Genomic DNA, 24,722 nt, shown 5'->3' on the forward strand with positions numbered 1-24,722 from the left:
CCCGCTCCCCCCCAGCCGCCCCGCCCGCATGGCCGACGACGCCACCCCCGACAACCTCTACGCCGACCTCGACCGGCGCCGCGCCGAGAGCCGGGCCGGCGGCGGCGAGGCCCGCGTCCAGCGCCAGCACGACCGCGGCAAGCTGACGGCCCGCGAGCGGATCGACGTCCTGCTCGACGCAGGCTCGTTCGTCGAGACCGGCGCGTTCGTCCGCCACCAGGCCACCGGGTTCGGGCTCGAAGAGTCGCGGCCCTACGGCGACGGCGTCGTCACCGGCTGGGGCACGGTCGACGGGCGGACGGTCTACGTGTTCTCCCAGGACTTTACCGTCTTCGGCGGGTCGCTCGGGCTGGCCCACGCCGAGAAGATCGTGCGCCTCATGCAGCTCGCGCTCGAGAACGGCGCCCCGGTCGTCGGGCTCAACGACTCGGGCGGAGCGCGCATCCAGGAGGGCGTGGCCGCGCTCGGCGGCTACGCCGACATCTTCCTCCAGAACACGCTCGCAAGCGGCGTCGTGCCGCAGATCTCGGCCGTCCTCGGGCCGTGCGCGGGCGGGGCGGTGTACTCGCCGGCCATCACCGACTTCACGTTCATGGCGCGCGGCACGAGCTACATGTTCGTGACCGGCCCGAACGTGGTCAAGACGGTCACCAACGAGGAGGTCACGCAGGAGGAGCTGGGCGGGGCGGACACGCACGCCTCCAAGTCGGGCGTGTGCCACCGGGCGTTCCCGAACGAGGGCGCGCTGCTCCTGGGCGTCCGCGAGCTCCTGGGCTACCTCCCGTCGAACTGCGAGGACCCCGCCCCGCCCCGCCCCACGACCGACCCCCGCGATCGGGCCGACGAGGCGCTGGACTCGCTCGTGCCGGCCAACCCGAACAAGCCGTACGACATCCACGAGGTGATCGGGCGCGTCGTCGACGACGGACGCTTTTTCGAGATCCACGACGACTTCGGCGCCAACCTCGTGGTCGGGTTCGCGCACCTCGGCGGGCGGAGCGTGGGCGTGGTCGCCAACCAGCCGGCCGTGCTCGCGGGCGTGCTCGACATCGACGCGAGCGTGAAGGGCGCCCGGTTCGTCCGCTTCTGCGACGCCTTCGAGATCCCGCTCGTGGTCTTCGAGGACGTCCCCGGCTTCCTGCCCGGGACCGACCAGGAGTGGCGCGGGATCATCCGCCACGGGGCCAAGCTCCTGTACGCCTTTTGCGAGGCGACCGTGCCCAAGCTCACCGTCATCACGCGCAAGGCCTACGGCGGCGCCTACGACGTCATGAACTCGAAGCACATCCGAGCCGACCTCAACCTGGCTTGGCCGACGGCCGAGATCGCGGTTATGGGGCCGAAGGGGGCCGTCGAGATCATCCGCAAGCGCGAGATCGCCGCGGCCGAGGACCCCGCCGCCGCCGAGGCCGAGTTCACCGAGGAGTACCGCGAGCGGTTCGCCAACCCCTACGTCGCCGCCGAGCGCGGCTACGTCGACGACGTGATCCGCCCGTCGGAGACGCGCGGGCGCCTCATCCGGGCGCTCGACATGCTCCAGAACAAGGTGCAGACGCTGCCCCGAAAAAAGCACGGCAACCTCCCGCTGTAGAGGGAGGACGGCGAAGCCAACCTGCCGCTGTAGCGCCCGCCGGACCGCCCACGCCCTCCACCCCGCCCCGCCCCGCCGTCTAGTCCAGGCGGGGGCGGGGTGGGCGGCCGTTCAATCGAAGAGCGCGAGGAAGCGGTCCTTGAAGTCGGGTTCGAGGGCCATCACGGTCGAGGCGCCCCACCTGTCGTTCCCCTCGATGATGGACGGTCCGGTCGGCGTCATGGCCACGTCCCACCCGACCGTGTGGACGTACCGGATGTCCTGGTGGAGACGGCGCACGAGCTCCACGCCCTCGTCGAAGAACGGGAGAGCCAGGCCGTCGAGCTCGACGCCGGTATCGGGGTGGTGGGTCACCCATCCGGGGGTGCCGGCGCGGACGAGGCCCTTCCCCTTCAGGGCTCCCGCCTCAGGGTCAATGGTGACGGCGAGGCTACCCAGCCCCCAGCTGTCGATGAGCGCCCCGCCCTGCCCGATGCGGAGGTGCGCCGTAAACACCCGGACCTCGCCCCGATCCATCACCGTCACGATGCGGAGCGTGTTGAGCGAGGCGGGGTGGAGACCAGCGAGCACGGGGTGCTGGTCCACGCGCTCCTGGAGGATGGACCGGCCCCCGAGCCGGGCGCGGAGGTCGTCGAGCGAGGCCGGGCGCCCGTCGACAAAGATGTCCCCGTCCTCAACGCGGAGCATGAACACCCCGCGGCCCAAGGTCCCGTCAAACGGCTTGCAGATCCCGTCGACATCGTCTTCGAGGAGGGCGTCGAGCGGGGCGGACTCCCGAGTCGAGATCGACTCCACCGCGTCGGCGCTCAGGAACGCGAGGTTCCGGGGCGTCGGGTACCCCAGCGACGAGGCGAACTGGGCAAACACGAACTTGTCCCGAAGCAGACAGACGTAGTTGTGCCCCTGGTCGAGGAGCGCCTCGTTCGCGCCGTCACGGAGCGCCCAGAACGTCGGGTAGGGCACGACCGAGTCGGTCCGCGCCCCCTTCCGGTCCATGCCGTAGCTGAAGTAGTACTTGTCGAGCTGGCCGTGCCGGAAGACGTAGCGGACGTTCTCGGCCGCCATCTGCAAGCGGCTCTTCCGCTCGGCCTCGGGGTAGTACGTCCGCGACAGTTCGGGGTCACGGACCCTGCGGACGGCCTCCGGCCAGAGCGTGACTGCTTGGCGGAACCGGCGGGCGGCGCGGACGGCGCCTCGGGCGTAGCCAACGGCTGATGTAAAGAGGGACATTGACGCAGTGCGGAGCAGGACCGCTGTGATGAGGTGGAGAGTGGCTGGTGCTTTGCCGAGCGGCTACTGCCGGGGGTGCGATCGGCGGGGACGCCGCCCTCCTGGACACCGCGCAGCATCGGCGCAGCCAGGAGAAGCACACGTGGCGGAGGAGGCCGAGCGCGAGCGCGTCCACAAGAGCTCGACACAGCACTAGCCCCCGCTGCTTCGTACAGCGACTGTGACGGCGCTGGAAGGGGATCGAGGCCGGCCGCGCAGGCCGTCGGTGGAAAGTACCCGAGCGCCCTGTGGGCGCGCACCCCATTCTCCGACCTCGCTGCTGAGCACGTGTCTACCGTCCCATCGTGCGCAGGCGGACGCCTCGCTTTTACGGTTTCGGTGGCCACGGGCGGGGCGGGGCGGGCACAAATGTGCAGGTCTCGCGAACTCTCTCAAGACGCCGCCCCGCCCAGACGATACTTTAGGGACCCACCGGCCCCGGCTCAAGCCGCTGATCGGCCTCTGGCCTTGTTCTCCGGCCCTACGCGCCGTTTCTTGATCCGGCCAAGTCGTTCCGGCCCATCGGGGTCGGCCGCCCGTTCGCTCGACGTCCCCCCGCTCTCCACAGTCCCCCCGCCCATGACACGCCTCACACTCCTGGCGGCGGCGGCCCTCGTCGCGGGTCCGGCCCTCGGACCCGACGCCCTCGCCCAGACGGCGACCACGGACACCGCGCCCGTGCGCCCGGCCACCCCGCTCCCCACGGCGGCCGACGCGCTCCTGCCCGGGTTCGTGCCCGCCGACTCGGTCTCCGACGAGGAGCTCGCCCGCCGCGTCGCCGCGTTCTACACGCGCCAGTCCGCGCTCCTCCAGGCCGACGCCGACGGTGACGCCGCCCGCTACGCCGTCCTCCTGGACGACCTCGTGAGCGACGTCCGTCTTGCGGCCCAGCGGCCGGGCGCGCTCCTGGACGACCGGCTCCGCGCCGTCTACAGCTCCGTACTCACCGAGTACGAGCGGTTCTACGACCGCCCCGCCCTCGACCGCGGCGACGTGTACGCCGTGCGCACGGCGGGCACCGACGCCGTCGAGCGCGGGTTCGACCAGGGCGCCCCGCTCCTCGACCACGTCACGCTCCCCGACCTCGGCGCGTTCGCGACGCAGGTCCCGATGGACGTGAACCCGCAGGTCGAGCGCTACCTCCAGTTCCTGCTCAAGCGGCCGAGCCACGTCTCCCGCCTCCAGTCGCGGGCCGACACGTACTTCCCGATGGTCGAGCGCGTGCTCGCCGAAGAGGGCGTGCCGGACGAGCTGAAGTACCTGGCGATGGTCGAGAGCGCGCTCAACCCCGTCGCCCAGAGCCACGCCGGCGCCGCCGGCATGTGGCAGTTTATCCGGGCGACCGGCCGGGCCTACGGGCTCCGCTCGGAGCGCGACGTCGACGACCGGCTCGACCCCGAGGCCGCCACGCGCGCCGCGGCTCGCCACCTCCGCGACCTCTACGACCGCTTCGGCGACTGGCAGCTCGCGCTCGCCGGCTACAACTGCAACCCGGCCGTGATCGCCCGCGGCGTGCGCCGGTTCGAGAACCAGACGGGGCAGCAAGCGACGTTCTGGGACATCGACCACGTGATCCCGCGCGAGACGCGGGCCTACGTGCCCATGTTTATCGCGACGTCGCTGGTCCTCTCCAACCCGTCGGCCTACGGGCTCGGCGCCTACGAGCCGGGGCCGGCCTACGTGTTCGACCGCGTGCCCGTCGCCGGCGGGACGCGTCTGGCGAGCGTGGCCCGCGCGATCGACGTCGACGAGGCCGTGCTCCGCGCGCTCAACCCGTCGCTCAAGCGGGGCTCGGCCCCGGCCGTCCGCCTGCCGCACATGGTCCGCATCCCGGCCGGGTACTACGCCGAGCACGCCGCGGCCCTCGACCGGCTCGCCCCGCCCGAGGCGAACGGGGCGCAGTTCGCGGCCGGCACCGTCCAGTTCGGCCCGCGCGCCGTGCGCCCGCTCGCCCCGCAGGAGCACTCAGACGCCGTGGCGACGCTCGTCGCCCGCCGCGAGACGCGCCGCGCCAGCGAGCCCCGCCCGCAGCGCGTCCGCCGCGCGGTCCCGGTCGAGCGCTACGCCGCCGCCGCCCCGCCCGCCGTGGCCGCCGCCGAAGCGCGCGCTGACCAGACCGCCGCCCAGGTCGCCCAGGCCGACGCGCCGGGCGGGGTGGAGCGCGCGCCGGCGCCGGCGGCCGAGCCCGCCTTCGTCGCCCGCCGCGAGCCCACGCCGGGGTCCGAGGCGGAGCCGACGCCGGCGGCTGAGCCGAGCCGCCCCGCCCCGGCCGCCGAGGCCGTCGTCCCGGTCCGCGTGGTTTCGGACCGCCGGCCGGAGACGCACCGTGTCCAGCGCGGCGAGTACCTGACCTCGATCGCCCGCGAGCATGGGACGACGGTCGCTCGCCTCCGCGCGCTCAACGGCCTGCGGAGCGACACGGTCCACCCGGGCCAGACGCTCCGCGTCTCGGGCGAGGCGCCGGCCCCCGCCAAGGCGGCCCGCCCCGCCCGCCCGACGACGCACCGCGTCCGCGGCGGCGAGAACCTGACGGGGATCGCCAAGCGCTACGGCGTCACGATCTCCCAGATCCGCGAGTGGAACGGCCTGAGCAACGACGTCATCCGGCCCGGCCAGCGCCTCCGCGTGTCGGCCGCCGGCTCGCGCGGCTAGGCGTCCTCCCCGCCCCGCTCCGTCGCGCCGCCCCCACGCCGGGGGCGGCGCGCGTCGTTTGAGACACCCAGCCGCCCCGGTGCGAGCTGGGCGGGGTGGCGCCTCTCCCCTCCTCTTGCACCACCACCGCGCCCGGGGGCGGGGTGGCGCGACGGCCGGCGTCAGTACCGCCGGAGGTAGGCCAGGCTGTCGGCGTCGAAGGGCGGCGAGGCCACATCGAAGTCGGCGAAAAAGGCCGACGCGTCGCACGTGTTGCCCTCGACGAGCATCTCGAACTGGGCCGGCGAGATCGGCAGCACGCCCGCTTTGCCCAGCGTGTTCACGCCCAGCCGCGCGACCGGGATCGGGACCGGCACGGTCGGCTTGGGGTCCACCCCGCCCCCGCGCGCGATCCGCCGGAGGACCTCCTTGTAGGCGACCCGCTCGTGCCCGGCGACGCAGTAGCTCCGGCCGGCCGAGGCGTCGCGCGTGACGGCCTCAGCCATCGCCTCGGCACACGCCTCGACGTGGACCGGCTGGAGCTGGTAGTCGCCGTCGCCGAACACGGGCAGGACGGGGAACGGCTTGACGAGCGTCTCCCACAGCCGCTTGGCGAACTCCGGGTTGTCCGAGCCGGGGTCGCCGAAGAGCGTCGAGGGGCGGAACACGACGAGGTGCTCGAAGCCCGCGCCGCGGACGACCTCCTCGGCCCGCCACTTCGTCGTCTGGTAGGCGCTCCGGCCGTCGGCCCGCGCGCCGTTCGCGCTCATGTGGACGAACCGGCCCACGCCGGCCGCGCGCGCGGCCTCGGCCACGTTCCGCGTCCCGTCGACGTGGACGCGCTCGAACGTGACGCCCTTCGACGGCTGCTCGTCGATGATGCCGACGAGGTGGACGACCGCGTCGACGCCGTCGAACGCCCCGCCCAGCGAGCCGCGGTCGGTCACGTCGCCGCGCGCGGTTTCGACGCCGTCGCGGCCGTCGAGGCCCGGCGCCGCGCCCCGCGTGAGCGCGCGGACGGTGTGGCCGCGCGCGAGGAGCGCGTCGAGGACGTAGGAGCCGACGTAGCCGGTGGCGCCGGTGAGGAGGACGAGCATGGGCGGAGCGGGCGGGGAGGACCGGCCTACGGAGCGGCGCGCGGCGCGGGTCCGGCGTACCGACCGCCCCGCCCGACCCGTTGCACCGCCCCGCCCGCTCCACCCTCCCCGCCCGTGCCCGGCTACGACGCCTCCGCCCTCGCCCGCGACCTGAAGACCGAGGCCCGCCGCGTCGGGTTCGACGGCGTCGGCGTCGCGGTCGCCGAGCGGCTGGACGAGGAGGCCCGCCGCCTCGACGCGTGGCTCGCCGACGGCCGCCACGGCGGGGCCGGCGGCGCGATGACGTGGATGGAGCGGAACTTCGAGAAGCGGATCGACCCGACGGTCCTCGTGCCGGGCGCGCGGAGCGTGGTCTCGGTCTTCGCCAGCTACTGGCAGCCCGACCGGCGGCCCGGCGGGGGCGAGCCCGGCGCGGCCAAGATCAGCCGCTACGCCTGGGGCGACGACTACCACGACGTCCTCAAGGAGAAGCTGGCCGAGCTGTTCGACTGGCTCGACCGGCGCACGGGCGGGGCGGGCGGTCGCGCGTTCGTGGACTCGGCGCCGGTGATGGACAAGGCCTGGGCGCAGCGGGCCGGGCTGGGCTGGCAGGCCAAGAACACCAACCTCATCACGCCCACCCACGGCTCGTTCGTGTTCCTCGGCGAGTTGATCACGGACGTGCCCATCGCGCCCGACGCCCCGTTCGCGGCCGACCACTGCGGCTCGTGCACGCGCTGCCTCGACGCCTGCCCCACGGGCGCGCTCGACGCGCCCTACCAGATCGACGCCACGCGCTGCATCTCGTACTGGACGATCGAGCACCGCGGGCCGGACCTCCCCGCCCTCGCCGCCGAGTTCGGGGCGTGGGCGTTCGGCTGCGACGTCTGCCAGGACGTGTGCCCGTGGACCAAGTTTTCCCAGCCCACGCGCGACGCCCGGTTCCTCCCGCGCCCGGGCACCGAGGACACGCCGGCGGCCGAGTGGGCCGAGATCGACTTGCCCGCCTTCCGCGAGCGGTTCCGCCGGAGCCCGGTCAAGCGGGCGGGGTGGGAGGGGTTCGTCCGCAACGTGCGCAACGCGGCGCGGGCCGCTGGGGGCGGGGCGGAGCGGCCGTAGGGCGAGGCCGCCCGCGCCGACGGTCGGGGCGGCGGGGCGTGCCGCACCTGCTCAGCCCTCGTCCCTGGGGAGCGTGAGCGTGAACGTCGAGCCTTCGCCCTCGACGCTCGTCGCCGTCAGGCCCCCGCCCATCTGGTCAGCGAGGCGGCGGGCGACGGCCAGGCCCAGGCCGGTCCCCTCGAACCGGCGGTTGACGCGGGCGTCGCCCTGGACGAACGGCTCGAACACGTCGTCGAGCGCGTCGGCGGCGACGCCGACGCCCGTGTCGGCGACCTCGACGCGGACCGCCCCGCCCTCGGCCCGGACGCGGACGGCGACGGCGCCGCGCTCGGTGAACTTGGCGGCGTTGGCGAGGAGCTGCTCGACCACCTGCTCGACGCGCGCGGGGTCGGCCAGCGCGGCCGCGTCGGTGGGCTCGACGTGGAGGGCCACGCCGCGGCCGTCGAGGGCGGGGCGGTGGCGCCCGGCGACGGCGGCCAGGAGCGGGCCGAGGGCAACCGGCATGCGCCGCAGGTCGAGGGCCTTGGTCTCAAGCCGCGACAGGTCGAGCAGGTCGGAGACCAGGCGGAGCGCGCGGCCGGCGGCGGTCTGGATCGCGTCCGCGAACTCGGCCACCTCGGGCGGGGCGGCGAGATCGGCCACCTCGTCGGCCAGCAGGTCGGCGAACCCGCGGATGACGCCGAGCGGCGTGCGGAGCTCGTGGCTCATGGTGCGGAGAAAGGCCATCCGCGTATGGGCCGCCCGCTCGGCGGCGCGCCGGGCGCGCCGGAGCTGGGCCTCGGCCTCGTGCTGGGCCGTCACGTCGGCGAGAAGGCCGCCGGTGGCGACGTTCCCGGCCGCGTCGAGCCCGGGCGTCGCCCGCTCGCGGACCCACGCGACGTCGCCGCCCACGACCAGCCGGACGTCGACCGTCGAGGGCCGCCCCGCCCGGAGCCGGGCGTCGTGGGCCGCGAACGCCGCGCGGTCGCCGTCGACCACGAGGGCGCTCCAGTCGGCGTCGCCGGCGAGGACGGCGTCGGGGTCGAGCCCCGTCAGCGCCTCGGCCTGCGGGCTCACGAACGCGTACCGCCGCCGGCCGTCTGCGTCGTGGGCGACCGTGAACAGGGCGTCGTCGAGGTCGGCCACGGTCCGCTCGAAGCGGTCCTCGGCCTCGGCCCAGCCCCAGAGCGTGGCCACGAGCACGCCCAGCCGGTCGGCCGCCGCGCGCTCGTCCGGGCGCCACGGCCGGCCGCGCCCGACGACGACGAGGGCGGGGAGGTCGCCGCCGACCGGGACCGCGAGCGCGTGGGCCGCCCCGAGCGCCGCGAGCACGGGCGGGGCGGACACGTCGCGCGCTCGGCCGGAGCCGTCGCCCGGCGGGACCGCTGCGGTGACGAGGCCGGGCGCGGCGTCGGGCGGCCACACGGCGCACCGGACGTAGTCGTCCGCCCCGCCCACGAGCGCCACGGCGACGCCGGCCGCCAGCGCCTGCCCGACGTGGACAGCGGCGGCTTCGAGCAGCGCGAGAAGGTCCGGGCGGGGCCGAGCGAGCGCGTGGAGCGCAGCCTCGGCCGCCGCGACGCGCGCCCCCAGCGGGTCCGCCGCGACGGCAGCGACGACGGCCGCCCCGCCCCCGTCGAGCGCGTGCGCGCGCAGGTCGAGCCGTTCGACCGCGTGCCCCGGGCGCACCACCTTGGCGGCGTCCGCGCCCGCGACCAGGCGTCCGAGCCCAGCCTGCACCGCGTCGCCCCAGGCGTCCGGCGAACCCAAGAGAGCATCGAACGCGCGGCTCGACCACACCACCCCGCCCCCGGCGTCGAGGACGGCGAGGGCCGCCGGCGCTTCGGCGAGGGCGGCCGCGGGGAGAGCCTCGGGGGCAGTCGTCATGGCCGGGGTATCGCCCGCCCCGCCCAGGACTTGAACAGGGCCGGTGAGCCAATGGGTCATACGGGGTCGCTGAGTTCGTAAGGCACTCGCCACCCCGCCCGACCCCTCACCCTGGCTGCGCCGACGCTGCGCGGTGTCCCTCTCCTACGGGGAGAGGGACACCGCGCAGCAGGCGCCAGGGCGGGGCGGGTGCACAGCCAACCTCCAGAGCGCGTATCAGGGAGTCGGTAGGTCAGTAAGGACGGTCGCTCTGGCCTACCGCAGGGCGGGGCGGCTCCTCCCCCACCCCGCCCCAGCGTACGACCCTGCCGTGGCGCCTCCCGTAGTGCGGGCGGGGCGGTCGGCGCGAGCGGGGCGGCCGACGTGGGCGCCAGCGCCTCCCACTGCCTCACCGATCTACCGACCCACAGACCCACTACCCTACTGACCCACCGTTTCCGCCGCCCGCTCCGCCGGGACGACGGTCGCCAGCCACAGCAGGCCCACCCCGCCCTCGACGGCGGCCAGCCCGAGGATGACGGCCCCGACGCTCACGCCCGACTCCAGGAGCACGCTCGTCGTTACGATCGACACGCTCTGCACGAGCGTGGCGAGGAGCCAGTCGGTCGCGAACACGCGCCCGCGGTAGCGGTCCTCGGCCCGGTCATGGAGGAGCGTCGTCGAGAGCACCCAGTTGGTCCCGCTCGCCGCGTGGGCCAGGACCACGAGCGCGACGATGGCCCACCGCACGTCCCCGGCGACCGCCACGCCGGCGTAGGCGACGGCGCTCGCGACCACGCACGCGCCGAGGACCGCCGGCCACCGCCGGGCGTCGCGGAAGAGCGCGCGCGCGAGGATCGGCCCGAGCCCGGTCCCCAGCCCGCGCGCCGCGAACAGGACGCCGATCCCGGTCGTCCCGGCCGACGGGAACAGGCGGTCGCCGATGAGCGCGAGGGCCAGCACGAGGCCGCCGCCGCCGACCGACCACGTCGCCTTGGCGAGCGCGATGCGCCCGACGGCCGGGCGCCGCCGGAGGTAGCGCCAGCCCTCGACGATCTGGCCGAGCCCCTCGCGCACCGCCCCGCCCACGCCGCCCCGCGCGGCCGACTGGTCGCCCTCCCCCGACGCGTCCGGCGCCCGCGGCGGCACGCGGACGCGGGCGATAAAGGCGGCGCTCACGAGGTACGTCGCCGCGTCGAGCCAGAACACCACGTCGGTCCCGAACGCGTCGACCGCCGGCCCGCCGGCCGCGGCCCCGACGGCGAGCATGATCGACCACGTGGCCGAGAGCAGCGCGTTGGCGGTCAGCAGCTCGCCCTTTTTCGTGATCGCCGGGAGGACCGCGTTCTTGGCCGGCGTGAACGCCGCGCTCACCGCGATCTGCGCCGAGGCCAACACGTAGAGCAGCCACAGATCGCCCGCGTCGCGGACGAACAGGAACCCGAGCACGATCGCCGCGCGCACGAGGTCGGCCCCGATCATCAGCTTCCGCCGGTCGAGCCGGTCGGCCAGCACGCCGGCGACGGGCGAGGCCAGCGCGAGCGGGAGGAGCTTGGTCAGGAACACGCCGCCCAGCGCCGTCTCGGACCCGGTCAGGTCCAGGACGAGCCGGTACAGCGCGAGCGTGTTGAACCAGTCGCCGAAGAGCGACACGACGGTCCCGCCCCACAGCCGCCGGACGTCGGCGTTCGTCCGCAGGAGCGCGCCGAACCCGACCTCGCCGCGGAGGTCGGCGTCCGGGTCCGCCCCGCCCCGCCCACGTCTCCCGATCATGCGTCGCTGCGGCTGCTCATGCCCCGCTCACGACGACCGGACGGCGCGGTTCGCCGCGGCGACCAGATCAGGACCGCCCCGCCCATGCAGGCGGGGCGGGCGCAGGACGGGGCGGGGCGGGCAGCGGGCGGGGCGGGCAGCTTGGATCGAGAGCCGTTAGGACCGGACGCGGGCGGCCACGACGGCTCATCCCCATGACGTTTTAGGCGACGGCGGAGCGGGAGCAGGCGCCCGGCGGGGCCACGGCGCCCTGGTTTCAGGGTCGCGGCGGAGCGTCGCCGAGCGGAGCGGCTTGTACGCCCGGTCCGTGCCGGGTTGCTTGCACGGGCCGGACGGCGGGTTCGGCCCCTCTTCTCCATCCGCCTCAGCCACCGATGACCCCACCCGTTACTCCCCGGACGCAGCGTGCCCTTCTAGCCTCAGCGTTGTCGCTGGGGCGGCTCGCCCTCCTCGCCGTCGTCATGACCTCCGCCGCGCGCGCCCAAACAACGGTCCTGTTCGAGGACTTCGAGGACGGCGCCGTCGAATACGTGACGTCGACGCCTGAGTTTACGGACGGGGGCAGCGACTTTTTCACGCGCACGGACGGCTCCGACGTGGACCCGTCGTACGCCGTCACCGGGGCCGGGGGAGCGTTCTACTTTGCGGCCCAGGACGTCGATGGCGACGGGGGCAGCGCGACGCAGTCGCTCACGTTCAGCGGGATCGACATTTCGGGCCTCGCCGACCTCTCGTTTTCGGCCCGGTTCGCCGAAGACGACGCCGCCAACGGCGACGAGGACTGGGACGCGTCCGACTACGTCCGCGTCGTCGCGCAGATCGACGGCGGGGCGGCCGTCCGCGTCTTCGCGATCGAGGACCAGGGCGAGACCAACACGGCGCCCCGCGTCGACACGGACCTGGACGGCGTCGGGGACGGCGCCGAGCTGACGCCGGCGTTCGCCGCGTTCTCGGCCGCAATCCCCGGGACCGGGTCCACGCTCGACCTCACGATCACGATCCGGCTCGACGCCGGGGACGAGGACGTCGCCCTCGACGACGTGGCCGTCACGGGCGTCGCCGCCGTGGCGCCCCTCGCCTGCACGCGGGCCGCCCCGCTCTCGTTCGACGTCGACGGGAGCGGCGGCCCGGTCGCGCCCGACGACTTCGACCCGACGGACGACGGCGACGCCCTCGGCGAGTTTGCCGGAGTCCGCCACGAGGGCGCGGGCGGGGCGGCCGTCGACCTTTCGGCGTGCTCGTTCGTCGCGCTCGACGCGTCGGCCGGACAGGTCACGTACGCGGCCCCCGCCTCGGGGGCCGTCGTCGCCGGAGGCGCCTACGTGTTCGCGAACGAAGGCGGCGACCAGGTCCTCCCCGCCCAGACTCTCCCCGACGGGCCGGGCGCGTTCGCGCTCGCCGAGGGGACCGCCGCCGTCGGCGACGACGTGGCCGCCGTGCTCGGCCGCGTCGTCGCGGCCGTGGTCTACGACCGGGACCGGGCGGTGTCCGCGTCGGTCGCGGGCGGGGCGACGGAGGCGGAGAGGCAGGCGTTCGAGCAGGCCCTCGCCGCCGTCTTCGACCAGGCCACGCCCGCGGAAGCGGACGGCGGCCTCGACCTGGCGGTGGCCGCGTGGCCGAACCCGACGCGCGGGGCCGCCACCGCAGCCTTCGGGCTCGCCGCGGGCGGGGCGGCCCGCGTGGCCGTCTACGACGCGCTCGGGCGCGAGGTGGCCGTGGCCGCCGACGGCCCGTTCGGGTCGGGCCGCCACGTGGTCGGCCTCCCCGCCCGAGCGCTCCCGGCCGGCGTCTACGTCGTCCGCGTGACGACCGAGGGCGGGGTGCGGACGGCCCGGCTTACGGTCGTCCGCTGACCCGCCCCGCCCGGAGCCGCCCCGCCCACGCGGGCGGGGCGGGCCACCATGGGCCAGAGCGGAGCCTCACCACCTTCTGGACGGTGGACGTGGCTTCTGGATCCGCAGTAGATAAATGAGCAGACAATGAGCACCAAGTGACCTTGTGCCTCACCCCGACACAGGCTTACTTGTCTGATCCTGATCGTCTTACACGCGAAGCCTGCGCGCCCTCTTTCTCTACCTACGATGCTCACACCTGCTACCACCCCGCCCGCCCACGTGCGGACCGCGTCCCATGGCCTCCTCCTCCTGATGGGGACCGCCCTCATGATGACGGCCAGCCCCGCTGCGTCTGCACAGAGCGTCTTCGTCAACGAGATCCACTACGACAACACGGGCGGAGACGTCGGGGAGTTCGTCGAGGTCGCGGGACCGGCCGGGACGGACCTCTCGGACTGGTCGGTCGAGCTCTACAACGGCGCGGGCGGGAACCGCTACGCCACCGTGCGCCTCTCGGGGACCATCCCCGACCAGCAGGACGGCTTCGGGACGCTCTCCTTCGCTCGCGAAGGCATCCAGAACGGAGACACCGACGGCCTCGCGCTCGTCGGGCCAGGGGCTACGAACGTGCAGTTCCTCTCCTACAGAGGGACGTTCGAGGCGACCGACGGCGCGGCTGAGGGCATGACCAGCACGGACATCGGCGTGTCCGAGGAGCCGCCGCCCCCGGCAGGCCAGTCCCTCCAGCTCGCGGGCGCGGGTACCGCCTACGGCGATTTTGCGTGGACCGGCCCCGGCGAGGACTCGCCCGGCAACGTCAACGCGGGGCAGACGTTCGGCATGGCCTCTGGGAGCGGCGGGATCGTCGTCGACACGGGCGCGGACGAAGACAACGCCGACGGCGACTGCTCGCTCCGCGAGGCGATCCGGGCGGCGAACACGAACGCGGCCGTCGACGGCTGCGCGGCCGGCGCCCCCGACGGCGACACGATCACGTTCGCCGCGAGCTACACGGTCGCCCTCACGCTCGGCGAGCTCCTCGTGAGCGACGACGTGGCCATTGACGCCTCGGCCGTCGGCTCCGTGACGGTCGACGCCCAGGGCGCCAGCCGCGTCTTCGACGTCGACGCGGCGGGCGGGGCGGGCTCGGAGCAGCGCGTGGCCTTTACGTCGCTCCGGCTCCAGAACGGCGACTCCCGCACAGGCTCCTCGGCGCCGGACGCGGGCGGGGCGGTCGACCTCAAGGCGGGGAGCGAGGCGACGTTCACGGACGTCGACGTGACGGACAGCGTAGCCGGGGTCAACGGCGGCGGCATCCACGGCGCCGACGGCACGTCCATCGTCATCACGACGACCAACGGGGGCTCGTCCACGATCCGCGGGAACGAGGCCCGAGGCGCCGAGGCCGGCATGGGCGGCGGCGGCGTGTGGGGCGCGGGCTCGACCACGATCTCGGGCAACGTCGCCGTCGAGGGCAACCGGGCGACGGGCGCGGCCGGCTCCGGCGGCGGCGTGTTCAACAGCGGGGGGACCCTCATGGTCATGACCACGACCGTCTCGGGCAACACGGCCAACCGGGCCGGCGGCGGGGTCGAGGCCGACGGCGAGCGCTCGACCACCATCCTCGTCATGACCAACGTGACGGGGAACGACGCCGGGGCGAACCCCGGCAACGGCGGGGCGGTCCACGGCGGCGGCGGGACGGTCGTCGTCGGCGGCGGGACGTTCGCGGACAACACGGCCGTCGAGGGCGGCGGCCTGTGGTCGAGCGGGTTCCTCATCGTGACGGCCGACGAGGACGACATGGCCGCCCGCGCGGCCGACCGCGTGGGCGGCGCCATGATGACCCAGATGTGGGACATGATGGCGGCGCAGAACGTGAGCATTGAGGCCGCGCTCGTCACGCGGAACGAGGCGACGGGCGACGACGCCGACCAGGGCGGCGGCGGCCTCTACAACCAGGGCGGGTTCGTGCAGATCGCGGGCCTCCCCAACGACGACCTCGGCGACGACGCCGACGGGGGCGTCGTGGTCTCGGAGAACGTCGCGAGCGGCGCGTCCGGCTCGGGCGGCGGCATCCTCAACAACGGGGGTACGCTCCTGATCGACGGCGGCGACATCCTGGGCAACCGGGCCGCCCGCGCCGGAGCCGGGATCGAGGACGCCGGCGGGACCGTCGCGCTCAACGACGTTGCCGTCCGCGGCAACGCGATCGCCGGGGCGAACCCGGGCAACGGCGGCGGCCTCCACTCCGGCGGCGGCAGCGTGACCGTCAACGGGGGGGCGTTCACCGGGAACACGGCCGTCGAGGGCGGCGGCCTGTGGTCGAACGCGGCGCTCGTGGTCCAGCCCGCCCGCGACGTCCCCACCCTGATCGCGGGGAACACCGCGACGGGCGACGACGCCGCGAACGGCGGCGGCGGCCTCTACGCCGAGACCGGCGCCGACGTCACGGTCACCTCGGCGAGGTTCTCGGACAACGGCGCGACGGGCGCGGCGGGCTCGGGCGGGGCGGTGCTCGTGGCCGGCGGCGCGTCGGTGTCGATGACGCTCGGCGAGGTCTCGGGCAACCGGGCCAACCGCGCCGGCGGCGGCGTCGAGGTGGCCGACGGCGGGACCCTCTCGCTCTCGAAGGTGTCGGTCGACGGCAACCGGATCGCCAGCGCCAACCCCGGCAACGGCGGCGGCGTCCACGTGGGCGGGGCGGGCTCGGCGACGCTCTCGCAGACGACGGTCTCGAACAACTCGTCCGCGCAGGGCGGCGGGCTCTGGAACAGCGCCTCGGGCACGCTCGCAGTCTCGAACTCGACCGTCAGCGGGAACGCGGCGTCCGGCGACGGCGGCGGCGTCTACACGCTCCCCGGCGGCGACACGTCGCTCGAGAGCGTGACGGTGGTCCGGAACGTGGCCGGCGCGAACGGCGGCGGCCTCGCTATCAGCTCGCTGGTGGGGTCGGCGACGGTCTCGGTCGATAACGCGATTGTCGGGGACAACACGGCCGCCGGCTCGGGGGACGACTGCTTCGGGCGGTACGCCACCGGCGGGTTCCTCCTCGTCGAGGACCGGGGCGACGACTGCGCCTTCAATGGCGCGGGTGAAAACACCATTTTCGGCCAGGACCCCGCGCTCGCCCCGCTCGCCGACAACGGCGGGCCGACGCTCACGCACGCGCTCCTGAACGACAGCCCGGCCATCGACGCCGGCCAGACGGCGCTCGCGGTCGACCAGCGCGGGGAGCCCCGCGGCGACGACCAGGACGACCTGGGCGCGTTCGAGCGCGGCGACGGCGACGGCGGCGGCGCCGTGGCCTGCTCGCAGAACTCGCGGGTCTCGTTCGACGCCGACGGCAACGGCACCCCGACGTCGGTCATGGCCGACGACTTCTCGACGGTCCCCGGCGGCTCGTTCATGAACGCGACCGGCGAGTTTGCCGGCGTCCGCAACGAGGGAGACCTGGCCGTCGACCTCTCGACGTGCTCGTTCGTGACGTTCGACCCGTTCGACGAGACCGTCCGCTACTCGGCCGTCGCCGACGGGACCGTCACCCCGGGCGACGTCTACGTCCTCGCCTCGGCGGGCGGCGACAAGGCGCTCCCGGACGACGTGTTCTTCGACGACCCGGGCGCGTTCGCGCTCGTCGAGGGGACGGCGGCCGCCGGCGCCCCAGTTGCCTCCGTGCTCGGCCGCGTCGTCGCGGCCGTGGTCTACGACCGGGACCGGGCGGTCTTCGGCTCGGTCGGGGGCGCGGCGACGGAGGCCGAGATGCAGGCGTTCCGCCAGGCGCTCCTCAGCGTGTTCGGCCAAGCGGTCTCGGCCGAGGGGGCGGGAGAGATCGACCTGACGGTGGCCGCGTGGCCGAACCCGACGGCGAGCCAGGCGACGGTGGCCTTTGGGCTCGCCGAGGGCGGGGCGGCGCGCGTGGCCGTCTACGACGCACTCGGCCGCGAGGTCGTGGTGGCCGCCGACGGCCCGTTCGCCCGGGGCCGCCACGAGGTGTCGCTGCGAGCGGGGTCGCTCCCGGCCGGCGTCTACGTCGTCCGCGTGGCGACCGGGGGCGGGGTCCAGACGGCCCGGCTCACCGTCGCCCGCTGACCCACTCGGACCGCCCCGCCCGGCGTCTCGGGCGGGGCGGGGTTCCACTCCCTTTACCCCACCAGTACGCACCATGACCACGCCCCCGACCGACCGCCCCGCCCCGCCCGCCCACGGCGCCCCCCGGTCCCGCCCGCCCTACGCCCCGCCCACGCTCACACCGCTGGGGACAGTTGCGGCTCGGACAGCGGGGCCGGACGGAGAGAAGACGCTCGACGCGCTCGTCGGCAGCGACGGCGGGTTCCTCCGCGACGACGAGCCCACGTCGTAGGGGCCGCCCCGCGCGCACCGTGACGGCCGGCCTCGTAGCGGGGGCCGGCCGTCGCCGTCTCGTCCCGCGCGCCACGACCAGGACGGGCAGCGTGCGAGCGGCTGGCGTCGGTACACTCCCCCGCCACCCCGCCCCGCCCCATGCGCCTCCCCGCCCTCGCCGCCGTCCTCCTCGTCCTCTCCGCGTCCGCCGCGAGCGCGCAGCGCCAGCTTGCGGCCCCGCTCGCGAGCCCGCACGCGCGCGTCGCGCAGACCGTCGGGCTCACCGACCTCGCCGTCGACTACCACCGCCCGGCCGTCGGCGGGCGCACCGTCTGGGGCGAGCTCGTCCCCTACGGCGAGGTGTGGCGGGCCGGCGCCAACGAGAACACCGTCTTCACGACCTCGACCGACATCCAGGTCGAGGGAGCGACGCTGCCAGCCGGCACCTACGGCCTCCACGTGATCCCGACCGACGGGGACTGGACCGTCATCTTCTCGACGGTCTCCGAGGCGTGGGGCTCGTACTCCTACGACCCGAGCGAGGACGCCCTCCGCGTCGTCGTCACGCCCCGGGCCGCCCCGCCCAAGGAGCGGCTGGCGTACCGCTTCGACGCGCCCGACGACGACTCCGCCACCCTCGTCCTCCACTGGGCGGGGCGGGAGGTTCCGGTCCGCATCGGGGCCGACACGCCGGCCGTCGTCCTCGCCTCGATGGAGCGCGAGCTGCGGGGCGTGGGCGGGTTCTTCCCCGAGGGCTGGGACCAGATCGCCGCCTACGCGCTCGACGCCGGCCGCCGCCTGGACGACGCCCTCGCCTGGGCCGACCGCTCGGTCGAGCTCCGGCCGGGGTTCGGCAACCGGATGACGCGGGCCGGACTGCTCGACGCGCTGGGGCGCTCGGACGAGGCGGCCGAGGCCCGCGACGCCGCCTACGCCGACGCCTCCGAGGAGGACGTGCGGACCTACGCGCGAGCACGCCGACGGGCCGGCGACGCCGCTGGAGCAGACGCGGCGCTCGGACGGTTGGGCGGACGCCCATAGAGCCGAAGTCGTGTGACACGCGGCTGTCACTCAAGTGTGCGAGGTTGGAGGCAGGTCCCTCCCCCACCCCGATGACCGTACGCGACCGCCCCGCCCCGCCCGTCGAGGCCGCGCCGACGTCCCGGCACGCCGAGCACCTTGCCGAGTACTCGTTCCAGTTCGACGTCGAGGCGGCCCGCCCGCCCCACCCCGTCCGGCGCCCGGCCGAGGGCGAGCGGTGGACGCTGGCCCAGACGCTCCAGGAGGTGCGCCTGCGGTCGATCGACGTCGTCGAGGCCGTCGGTGGCCTCCGCGTCCGCCACGCGCACCGCCTGCCCGCCCTCGCCGCCGCCGTCAGCGAGCACCAGCGGGCCGTCCGGCTCTGGCTCCGGCTGGGGGTCGGGGCGCCCGCGCGCGGGTGGGACGACGAGACATGGCTCCGGTGGACGTGGCTCCGCTCCGCCCCGCCCCTGCCCCACCCGGCCGCCCTGCGGCCCGGTGTTTCGGTGACCGACTGGAGCCAGTTCATGATCTCCGTCGCCGACCAGATCGCCGCCGGCCCCGAGGCCCCCACCGCCGCCGGGCTCCGCCGCGACCTGGCCGACCTGTTCGCGGCCCACGCCGTCCTCGACGTGCCGGCCCCGACGGTGTGGCGGAGGGCGCGGGCCGCCTAGCGGACGCGCGGGAGGCTCCGCGCACGGCACCGGCCGCCCCGCCCCGCCCGCCACTCTTCGTGCGAGATCGAGCGGCCTTTTGATTGGTCCGCTTCTACACCGGGCGGGGCGGAGCGGCAGAGTCGTCGCCCGCGGCGCCTGCCGGGGCGGGGCGGATCCAAAGGGCGGGTACCTTCCGCGCTCCCACCCCGCCCCGCCCGTGCGCCTCCGCCTCGCCCCGCTCGCCGTCCTCCTCGTCGCCGGCCCCGCGCTGGCCCAGGTGCCCACGCCCGAGGCGTTCCTGGGGTATGACCTGGGCGAGCGGTTCACGCCGCACCACCGGGTCGTCGACTACGTCGAGGCCGTGGCCGCGGCGTCGCCGCGCGTGGCGCTCTCGCCGTACGGCGAGACGCCCGAGGGCCGCCCGCTCGTCACGCTCGTCGTCGCCGCCGAGGGGACCGACGTCGAGGCCGTCCGCCGGAGCTCGCTCCGCGCGACCGAGGGCGGGGCGGCGCCTGAGAAGCCCGTGGTCTGGCTGAGCTACAACGTCCACGGCAACGAGGCCGTGAGCACCGAGGCCGCCCTGCGGACGCTCTACGAGCTGACCACGCCGCGCGCCGACGCCTGGCTCCGCGACGTGGTCGTGGTCCTCGACCCGTGCCTCAACCCCGACGGCCGCGAGCGCTACGTGAGCGGCTACCGCCAGCGCCGCGGCGACGCGCCCGACCCCAGCCCCGAGGCGTGGGAGCACGACGAGCCGTGGCCCGGCGGCCGGTTCAACCACTACCTCTTCGACCTCAACCGCGACTGGGCGTGGGGCACGCAGCCCGAGACGCGCGCGCGGCTCGCCGTCTACAACGCCTGGATGCCGGCCGTCCACGTCGACTTCCACGAGCAGGGCGTCGACAGCCCGTACTACTTCGCCCCGGCCGCCGAGCCGTTCCACCCGCGCGTGCTGCCGTGGCAGCGCGCGGTCCAGACCGAGATCGGCCGCGCGAACGCCCGCGTGTTCGACCGCGAGGGCTGGCTCTACTTCACGCGCGAGGTGTTCGACTTGCTCTACCCGGGCTACGGCGACACCTGGCCCACGTTCAACGGCGCCGTGGGCATGACGTACGAGCAGGGCGGGAGCGGCCGGGCCGGGCTCGCGATCCGCACAACAGAGGGCGACACGCTGACGCTGGCCGACCGCATTCGAAACCACGTCGCGACCGGGCTCGAAACGGTCGCCACCGTCGCCGGCGACGCCGACCGCGTGGGCCGCGCGTTCGCCGCCGGGTTCGCCACCCCGCCCGCCGGCCCGGCCGTCGCGTTCGCCGCGCGCGGCGACGCCGGGCGGCTGGAGGCGCTGGCCGCGCTCCTCGACCTGCAGGGCATCCGGTACGGGTGGGCGGGGCGGGAGCAGACGGCGCGCGGCGTCCGCTACGCCGGCGGCCTCGACCGCCCCGCCCCGCCCGAGCGCCTGACGGTGCAGCCGGGCGACCTCGTCGTTTCCCTCGACCAGCCGAAGGGGCGGCTCGCGGCCGTCCTGTTCGAGCCCGAGCCGGCGCTCGTCGACTCCGTCACCTACGACGTGACGGCGTGGGCGCTGCCCTACGTGTACGGCGTCGAGGGGCTGGCGCTGGAGTCGGCCGTCGACGCGGGCGGGGCGGCGCCGTCGGCCCCGCTCGCGCCCGCGGCGGCGCGGCCCTACGCCTACGTCCTGCCGTGGGAGAGCCCGCAGGACGCCCGCGTGCTGGCCGAGCTGCTCCGCGAGGAGGTGGGCGTGCGCGTGGTGCCGGAGCCGTTCGAGGCCGAGGGCCGCCGCTTCCGGCGCGGCTCGGTCGTCGCCACGCGCGCGGGCAACGGGCGCCTGGGCGAGCGGTTCGACGCCGTCGTCCGCGAGGCGGCGGCGCGGGCGGGGCGGCCGGCCGTGGCGCTGGGGACCGGGTTCGCCACGAGCGGGGCGGACCTGGGCTCGAACCGCGTCGGCTTCGCGCGCGGCCCGCGCGTGGCGGTCCTCACCGACGAGCCCGTCGCGCCGACGGCGCTCGGCGAGGTGTGGCACTGGTTCGACCGCGTGGTCGACTACCCGGCCACGCTCCTCCGCGCCGACGGCTTCTCGCGCGCCGACCTCGACGACGCCGACGTGCTCGTGCTCCCGGACGGCCGCTACGGCGCGTGGCTGACCGACGACCGGGCCGAGGCGCTCCGCGGCTGGGTCCGCGCCGGCGGCCGGCTGGTGGCGATGGAGGGCGCGGCGCGGGCGTTCGCGGGCAAGGACGGGTTCGGGATCGCCACGCGCGAGGCGCCGGCGCCCGACTCGACGGCCGACGGCCGCCTCCGCCGCTACGGCGACCGCGAGCGCGAGGGCGTATCGGGCGGCGTCCCCGGCGCCGTCTACCGCGTGGCGCTCGACGAGACGCACCCGCTCGCCTACGGCTACCCCGACCACACCTACGTCGTCAAGCAGGGCACGAGCCCGGTCGACTTCCTGGCCGACGGGTGGAACGTGGGCGTGCTCCGCAGCGGCACGCCGGCGGCCGGGTTCGCCGGGCGCCGCGCGCAGGACCGGCTCACGGACTCGCTCGTGTTCGGCGTCGAAGACCTGGGCGACGGCGAGGTGGTCTACCTCCTCGACACCCCGATCTTCCGCGGCTTCTGGGCCGACGGCCAGCTCTTGTTCGCGAACGCCGTCTTCGGGCTGGGGGCGGAGTAGAACAGACCGCCGCCCCGCCCGACCCGGAGCGGGGTGGTGGGAGGCCGCTTCGACCGCGAAGAGGCTGCTTGGTCGGGGGCGGGGCGGAATGTCCGTGGCAGGGACTTTGCGGGTGAGGCGCCGAGACCGCTCGCCCGCCCCGCCATGCCGTTTTCCCCGCCCCGCCCCGCCCGCGCGTCCACCGTCTGGGCCGCCGCCCTCGCCCTCGCCGCGCTGCCCGGGTGCGCGACGATGGTAGACGACGCGGTCGCCGACGCCATCTCGGCCCCGACCGCCGACGTCCGCGCTCTGGGCGGGGCGGACCCGATGCCGGGCGACCCGCACGCGTCGATGACGCGGCTCACGCGGACCCAGCCGGGCGACCGCGCGCGCGCCGACCGGCTCCTCGCCGAGACGCGCCGGTCGATCGCCCGCTACCGCGACGTCGAGGACGCCGTGGCCGACGGCTACCGGCCGTTCCCGCCCGAGCCCACGCCGGGCCTCCAGATCATCCACTACATCCACCAGCAGCGGTCGGCCGCCGAGCAGGACGTCATCAACCCCGACGCGCCGGGCGCGCTCCTCTACGAGCGCGACGGGCGGGGCGGCCTCCGCCTGCTCGGGGCCATGTACACGGCGCCCGCCGACGCCCCGCTCGCCGAGCTCGACGCCCGCGTGCCGCTCTCGGTCACGCAGTGGCACCTCCACCAGAACGTGTGCGTGCCCCGCCCGATCTGGGACGAGGCGGCGTGGGCGCGCACGCTCGCCGGCGGCGAGGCCGCGTTCGGGCCGGAGAGCCCGACGGCGACCCCGTCCGCCTGCGACCAACTCGGCGGCCGGTTCCTCCCGACCGCCTTCGGGTGGATGGCCCACCTCAACGTCTACGCCGACGACCCCGCCGACGTCTGGAACGCGATGTACGGCCACGACAGCCACGACGGGATGGACCACGGCTCGGGCGCGCACGACGCCCACTGATCCGCGGGCGGGGCGGGCGACCTCGGGACCGATTTCAGGAAGGGACCGAATACGTGGAAGGCCTACCGAGGAGCCGTACCCTGTGCCGAGACCACAGGCCGCCCCGCCCGCGCCATGCCCGCCGCCCCGCCCCGCGTCGTCGTTCACGGAGCGCCCCGCGCGTTCCTCGACCGCGCCAGGCCGTGGCTCCTCCGCGCCGAGGCCGAGTACTCGCTCATGCTGGGGATCGCCGCCGGCCTCGCCGCGAGCGACCGCCCCGCCCCCGCCCTCCTCGCCACGGTCGAAGACGAGAGCGGGGTGGTCGGCGCCGCGCTGCGGACGCCGCCGCACAAGCTGGTGCTCACGCGGATGCCGCCCGCCGCGCTCCCGCTCGTGGCCGACGCCGCCGAGCCGTTCGGCGATCTCCCCGCCGTGCTCGGTCCGCCCGACCTCGCCGAAGCGTTCGGGCGCGTGTGGGCGGGGCGGCACGGCGTCCACGCCCGCCCTGGCATGCGCCAGCGCGTGTTCGAGCTGACGCGCCTCGTGCCGCCGAACCGCCCCGCCGCAGGGCGCGCCCGCCCCGCCCAACCCGACGACGTGGGCACGGTGGCCGCGTGGCTCGGCGCGTTCGACGCCGAAACGGGGGCGGCGCCGTCCGACGCCCGCGCCCTGGCCGAGCGGTGGGTGGCCGCCGGCGACGTCTGGCTGTGGGACGAGGGCGGGGCGGCGGCGATGGCGGCCGTCGTCGCGCGGTCGCCCCACGGCGCCCGCGTCGGCGCCGTCTACACGCCCGCCCCGCTCCGCGGGCGCGGGTACGCGACGGGCGTCGTCGCCGCGCTCAGCCGGCACCTGCTCGGCGGCGGCGCCCGGTTCTGCTCGCTCTACACCGACCTCGCGAACCCGACCTCGAACGCCATCTACCGCCGCCTGGGCTACGCGCCCGTCGCGGACGCGCTCGACGTCGAGTTCGGGCCGTGAGGGCGGGGCGGGCGCGCTACGACGCGGACGCCGCGCGGCCGGCGAGGCTCTTCTCCACGAACGAGACCACCGCGCCGGCCACGTCCTTGCCCGTCGACGTCTCGATCCCCTCCAGGCCCGGCGACGAGTTGACCTCCAGCACCAGCGGCCCGCGCTCGGACTGGAGCACGTCGACGCCGGCCACCTTGAGCCCCAGCGCCTTGCACGCGGCCACGGCCGTCTTGCGCTCCTCCGGGCTGATCTTGATCTGCGACGCGCTCCCGCCGCGGTGGAGGTTCGAGCGGAACTCGCCCTCGGCCCCCTGCCGCTTCATGCCCGCGATCACGCGGTCGCCGACCACGAACAGGCGGACGTCCGCCCCGCCCGCCTCTTTGATGAACTCCTGGACGAGGAGGTAGGCCTTCATGCCGCGGAACGCCTGGATCACGCTCTCGGCCGCCTTCTTGGTCTCGCACAGCACCACGCCCACGCCCTGCGTCCCTTCGAGGAGCTTGACGATGACCGGCGGCCCGCCGACCGACGTGATGAGGTCGGCCGCGTCGTCGGCCTTGTGGGCGAACGCCGTGCGCGGGAGCGCGATGCCCTTGCGGGCGAGGAACTGGTGGGCACGGAGCTTGTCGCGCGAGCGCGTGATGCCGACAGCCCCGTTCAGCGTCCACACGCCCATGGCCTCGAACTGGCGCACGATGGACAGCCCGTAGAACGTGATCGAGGCGCCCACACGCGGGATGATGGCGTCGGGCGGGTCGAGCCGCGCGCCCTCGTAGTGGACCTCGGGGCCGCGCGCTGTGAGGTGCGCCGTGCACCGGAGCGTGTCGAGGATCTGGACCTCGTGGCCCCGCGCCTCGGCGGCCTCGACGAGGCGACGCGTCGAGTACAGGTCGGGGTTCCGGGAGAGGACGGCGATGCGCATAGGTCGGTGGGTCAGTCGGTCGGTGGGGTCAGTGAGTCGGT

Annotated in this window: 16 protein-coding genes; 11 read left to right on the forward strand and 5 right to left on the reverse strand. The window is 75.3% G+C overall.

Features of this window, described 5'->3' with window-relative positions; all coding sequences use genetic code 11:
• Positions 1-28: 28 nt before the first annotated feature.
• Entirely contained in the window at positions 29-1,591 is a 1,563-nt protein-coding gene (locus RQM47_RS13120; RefSeq protein WP_314009253.1) for an acyl-CoA carboxylase subunit beta, read from the forward strand.
• A gap of 111 nt (positions 1,592-1,702) precedes the next feature.
• Here the strand turns inward: RQM47_RS13120 and RQM47_RS13125 are convergent, their stop codons facing one another.
• Positions 1,703-2,821, reverse strand: coding sequence for a sugar-transfer associated ATP-grasp domain-containing protein (locus RQM47_RS13125; RefSeq protein ID WP_314009254.1), 1,119 nt, complete (start codon positions 2,819-2,821; stop codon positions 1,703-1,705).
• A 618-nt stretch (positions 2,822-3,439) separates the two neighbouring features.
• On the opposite strand from RQM47_RS13125, the gene RQM47_RS13130 reads away from it, so the two are divergent.
• Positions 3,440-5,512, forward strand: coding sequence for a lytic transglycosylase domain-containing protein (locus tag RQM47_RS13130; protein WP_314009255.1), 2,073 nt, complete (start codon positions 3,440-3,442; stop codon positions 5,510-5,512).
• A gap of 161 nt (positions 5,513-5,673) precedes the next feature.
• Here the strand turns inward: RQM47_RS13130 and RQM47_RS13135 are convergent, their stop codons facing one another.
• Positions 5,674-6,588 (reverse strand): NAD-dependent epimerase/dehydratase family protein, encoded by a 915-nt coding sequence (locus tag RQM47_RS13135; RefSeq protein WP_311661527.1) that lies wholly within the window; start codon positions 6,586-6,588, stop codon positions 5,674-5,676.
• A gap of 114 nt (positions 6,589-6,702) precedes the next feature.
• Between RQM47_RS13135 and queG the strand changes: the two genes are divergently transcribed.
• Complete coding sequence (gene queG / locus RQM47_RS13140) at positions 6,703-7,686, forward strand: tRNA epoxyqueuosine(34) reductase QueG (protein WP_314009256.1); 984 nt, start codon at positions 6,703-6,705, stop codon at positions 7,684-7,686.
• A gap of 51 nt (positions 7,687-7,737) precedes the next feature.
• Here queG and RQM47_RS13145 read toward each other — a convergent pair whose 3' ends face one another.
• On the reverse strand, positions 7,738-9,552 hold the full coding sequence (locus RQM47_RS13145; protein ID WP_314009257.1) for a PAS domain-containing sensor histidine kinase: 1,815 nt from the start codon (positions 9,550-9,552) through the stop codon (positions 7,738-7,740).
• A gap of 420 nt (positions 9,553-9,972) precedes the next feature.
• Positions 9,973-11,304, reverse strand: a complete 1,332-nt coding sequence (locus tag RQM47_RS13150) for an MFS transporter (RefSeq protein WP_314009258.1) — start codon at positions 11,302-11,304, stop codon at positions 9,973-9,975.
• A gap of 374 nt (positions 11,305-11,678) precedes the next feature.
• Here RQM47_RS13150 and RQM47_RS13155 point away from each other — a divergent pair, with 374 nt between their 5' ends.
• The 8 genes from RQM47_RS13155 to RQM47_RS13190 all read left to right on the forward strand — a co-directional run bounded on the left by RQM47_RS13155 (position 11,679) and on the right by RQM47_RS13190 (position 23,768).
• Positions 11,679-13,157, forward strand: coding sequence for a T9SS type A sorting domain-containing protein (locus RQM47_RS13155; RefSeq protein WP_314009259.1), 1,479 nt, complete (start codon positions 11,679-11,681; stop codon positions 13,155-13,157).
• A 228-nt stretch (positions 13,158-13,385) separates the two neighbouring features.
• On the forward strand, positions 13,386-17,231 hold the full coding sequence (locus RQM47_RS13160; protein WP_314009260.1) for a choice-of-anchor Q domain-containing protein: 3,846 nt from the start codon (positions 13,386-13,388) through the stop codon (positions 17,229-17,231).
• Positions 17,232-17,304: 73 nt separating this feature from the next.
• Complete coding sequence (locus RQM47_RS13165; protein WP_314009261.1) at positions 17,305-17,502, forward strand: hypothetical protein; 198 nt, start codon at positions 17,305-17,307, stop codon at positions 17,500-17,502.
• A gap of 140 nt (positions 17,503-17,642) precedes the next feature.
• Complete coding sequence (locus RQM47_RS13170; RefSeq protein WP_314009262.1) at positions 17,643-18,524, forward strand: DUF2911 domain-containing protein; 882 nt, start codon at positions 17,643-17,645, stop codon at positions 18,522-18,524.
• A 71-nt stretch (positions 18,525-18,595) separates the two neighbouring features.
• A complete protein-coding gene (locus tag RQM47_RS13175; RefSeq protein WP_314009263.1) occupies positions 18,596-19,177 on the forward strand; it encodes a hypothetical protein in 582 nt (193 codons plus the stop codon).
• 199 nt (positions 19,178-19,376) lie between these two features.
• A complete protein-coding gene (locus RQM47_RS13180; protein ID WP_314009264.1) occupies positions 19,377-21,854 on the forward strand; it encodes a M14 family metallopeptidase in 2,478 nt (825 codons plus the stop codon).
• A gap of 144 nt (positions 21,855-21,998) precedes the next feature.
• On the forward strand, positions 21,999-22,811 hold the full coding sequence (locus tag RQM47_RS13185) for a hypothetical protein (protein ID WP_311661513.1): 813 nt from the start codon (positions 21,999-22,001) through the stop codon (positions 22,809-22,811).
• Positions 22,812-22,925: 114 nt separating this feature from the next.
• Positions 22,926-23,768 (forward strand): GNAT family N-acetyltransferase, encoded by an 843-nt coding sequence (locus RQM47_RS13190; RefSeq protein WP_311661511.1) that lies wholly within the window; start codon positions 22,926-22,928, stop codon positions 23,766-23,768.
• Positions 23,769-23,784: 16 nt separating this feature from the next.
• Here RQM47_RS13190 and rimK read toward each other — a convergent pair whose 3' ends face one another.
• Positions 23,785-24,681: a 30S ribosomal protein S6--L-glutamate ligase gene (gene rimK, locus RQM47_RS13195; RefSeq protein ID WP_311661510.1), complete on the reverse strand. Its 897-nt coding sequence runs from the start codon at positions 24,679-24,681 to the stop codon at positions 23,785-23,787.
• Positions 24,682-24,722: the final 41 nt, after the last annotated feature.

Origin of the sequence: Rubrivirga sp. S365, from assembly GCF_032248475.1 — a bacterium.
GTDB lineage: Bacteria > Bacteroidota > Rhodothermia > Rhodothermales > Rubricoccaceae > Rubrivirga > Rubrivirga litoralis.

Coding starts and splice junctions, on each gene's coding strand:
- RQM47_RS13120 (WP_314009253.1), top strand. CDS start 29: ATGGCCGACGACGCCACCCCCGACAACCTCTACGCCGACCTCGACCGG.
- RQM47_RS13170 (WP_314009262.1), top strand. CDS start 17,643: ATGCGCCTCCCCGCCCTCGCCGCCGTCCTCCTCGTCCTCTCCGCGTCC.
- RQM47_RS13150 (WP_314009258.1), bottom strand. CDS start 11,304: ATGATCGGGAGACGTGGGCGGGGCGGGGCGGACCCGGACGCCGACCTC.
- RQM47_RS13130 (WP_314009255.1), top strand. CDS start 3,440: ATGACACGCCTCACACTCCTGGCGGCGGCGGCCCTCGTCGCGGGTCCG.
- RQM47_RS13155 (WP_314009259.1), top strand. CDS start 11,679: ATGACCCCACCCGTTACTCCCCGGACGCAGCGTGCCCTTCTAGCCTCA.
- RQM47_RS13175 (WP_314009263.1), top strand. CDS start 18,596: ATGACCGTACGCGACCGCCCCGCCCCGCCCGTCGAGGCCGCGCCGACG.
- rimK (WP_311661510.1), bottom strand. CDS start 24,681: ATGCGCATCGCCGTCCTCTCCCGGAACCCCGACCTGTACTCGACGCGT.
- RQM47_RS13160 (WP_314009260.1), top strand. CDS start 13,386: ATGCTCACACCTGCTACCACCCCGCCCGCCCACGTGCGGACCGCGTCC.
- RQM47_RS13190 (WP_311661511.1), top strand. CDS start 22,926: ATGCCCGCCGCCCCGCCCCGCGTCGTCGTTCACGGAGCGCCCCGCGCG.
- RQM47_RS13165 (WP_314009261.1), top strand. CDS start 17,305: ATGACCACGCCCCCGACCGACCGCCCCGCCCCGCCCGCCCACGGCGCC.
- RQM47_RS13135 (WP_311661527.1), bottom strand. CDS start 6,588: ATGCTCGTCCTCCTCACCGGCGCCACCGGCTACGTCGGCTCCTACGTC.
- RQM47_RS13125 (WP_314009254.1), bottom strand. CDS start 2,821: ATGTCCCTCTTTACATCAGCCGTTGGCTACGCCCGAGGCGCCGTCCGC.
- RQM47_RS13185 (WP_311661513.1), top strand. CDS start 21,999: ATGCCGTTTTCCCCGCCCCGCCCCGCCCGCGCGTCCACCGTCTGGGCC.
- RQM47_RS13145 (WP_314009257.1), bottom strand. CDS start 9,552: ATGACGACTGCCCCCGAGGCTCTCCCCGCGGCCGCCCTCGCCGAAGCG.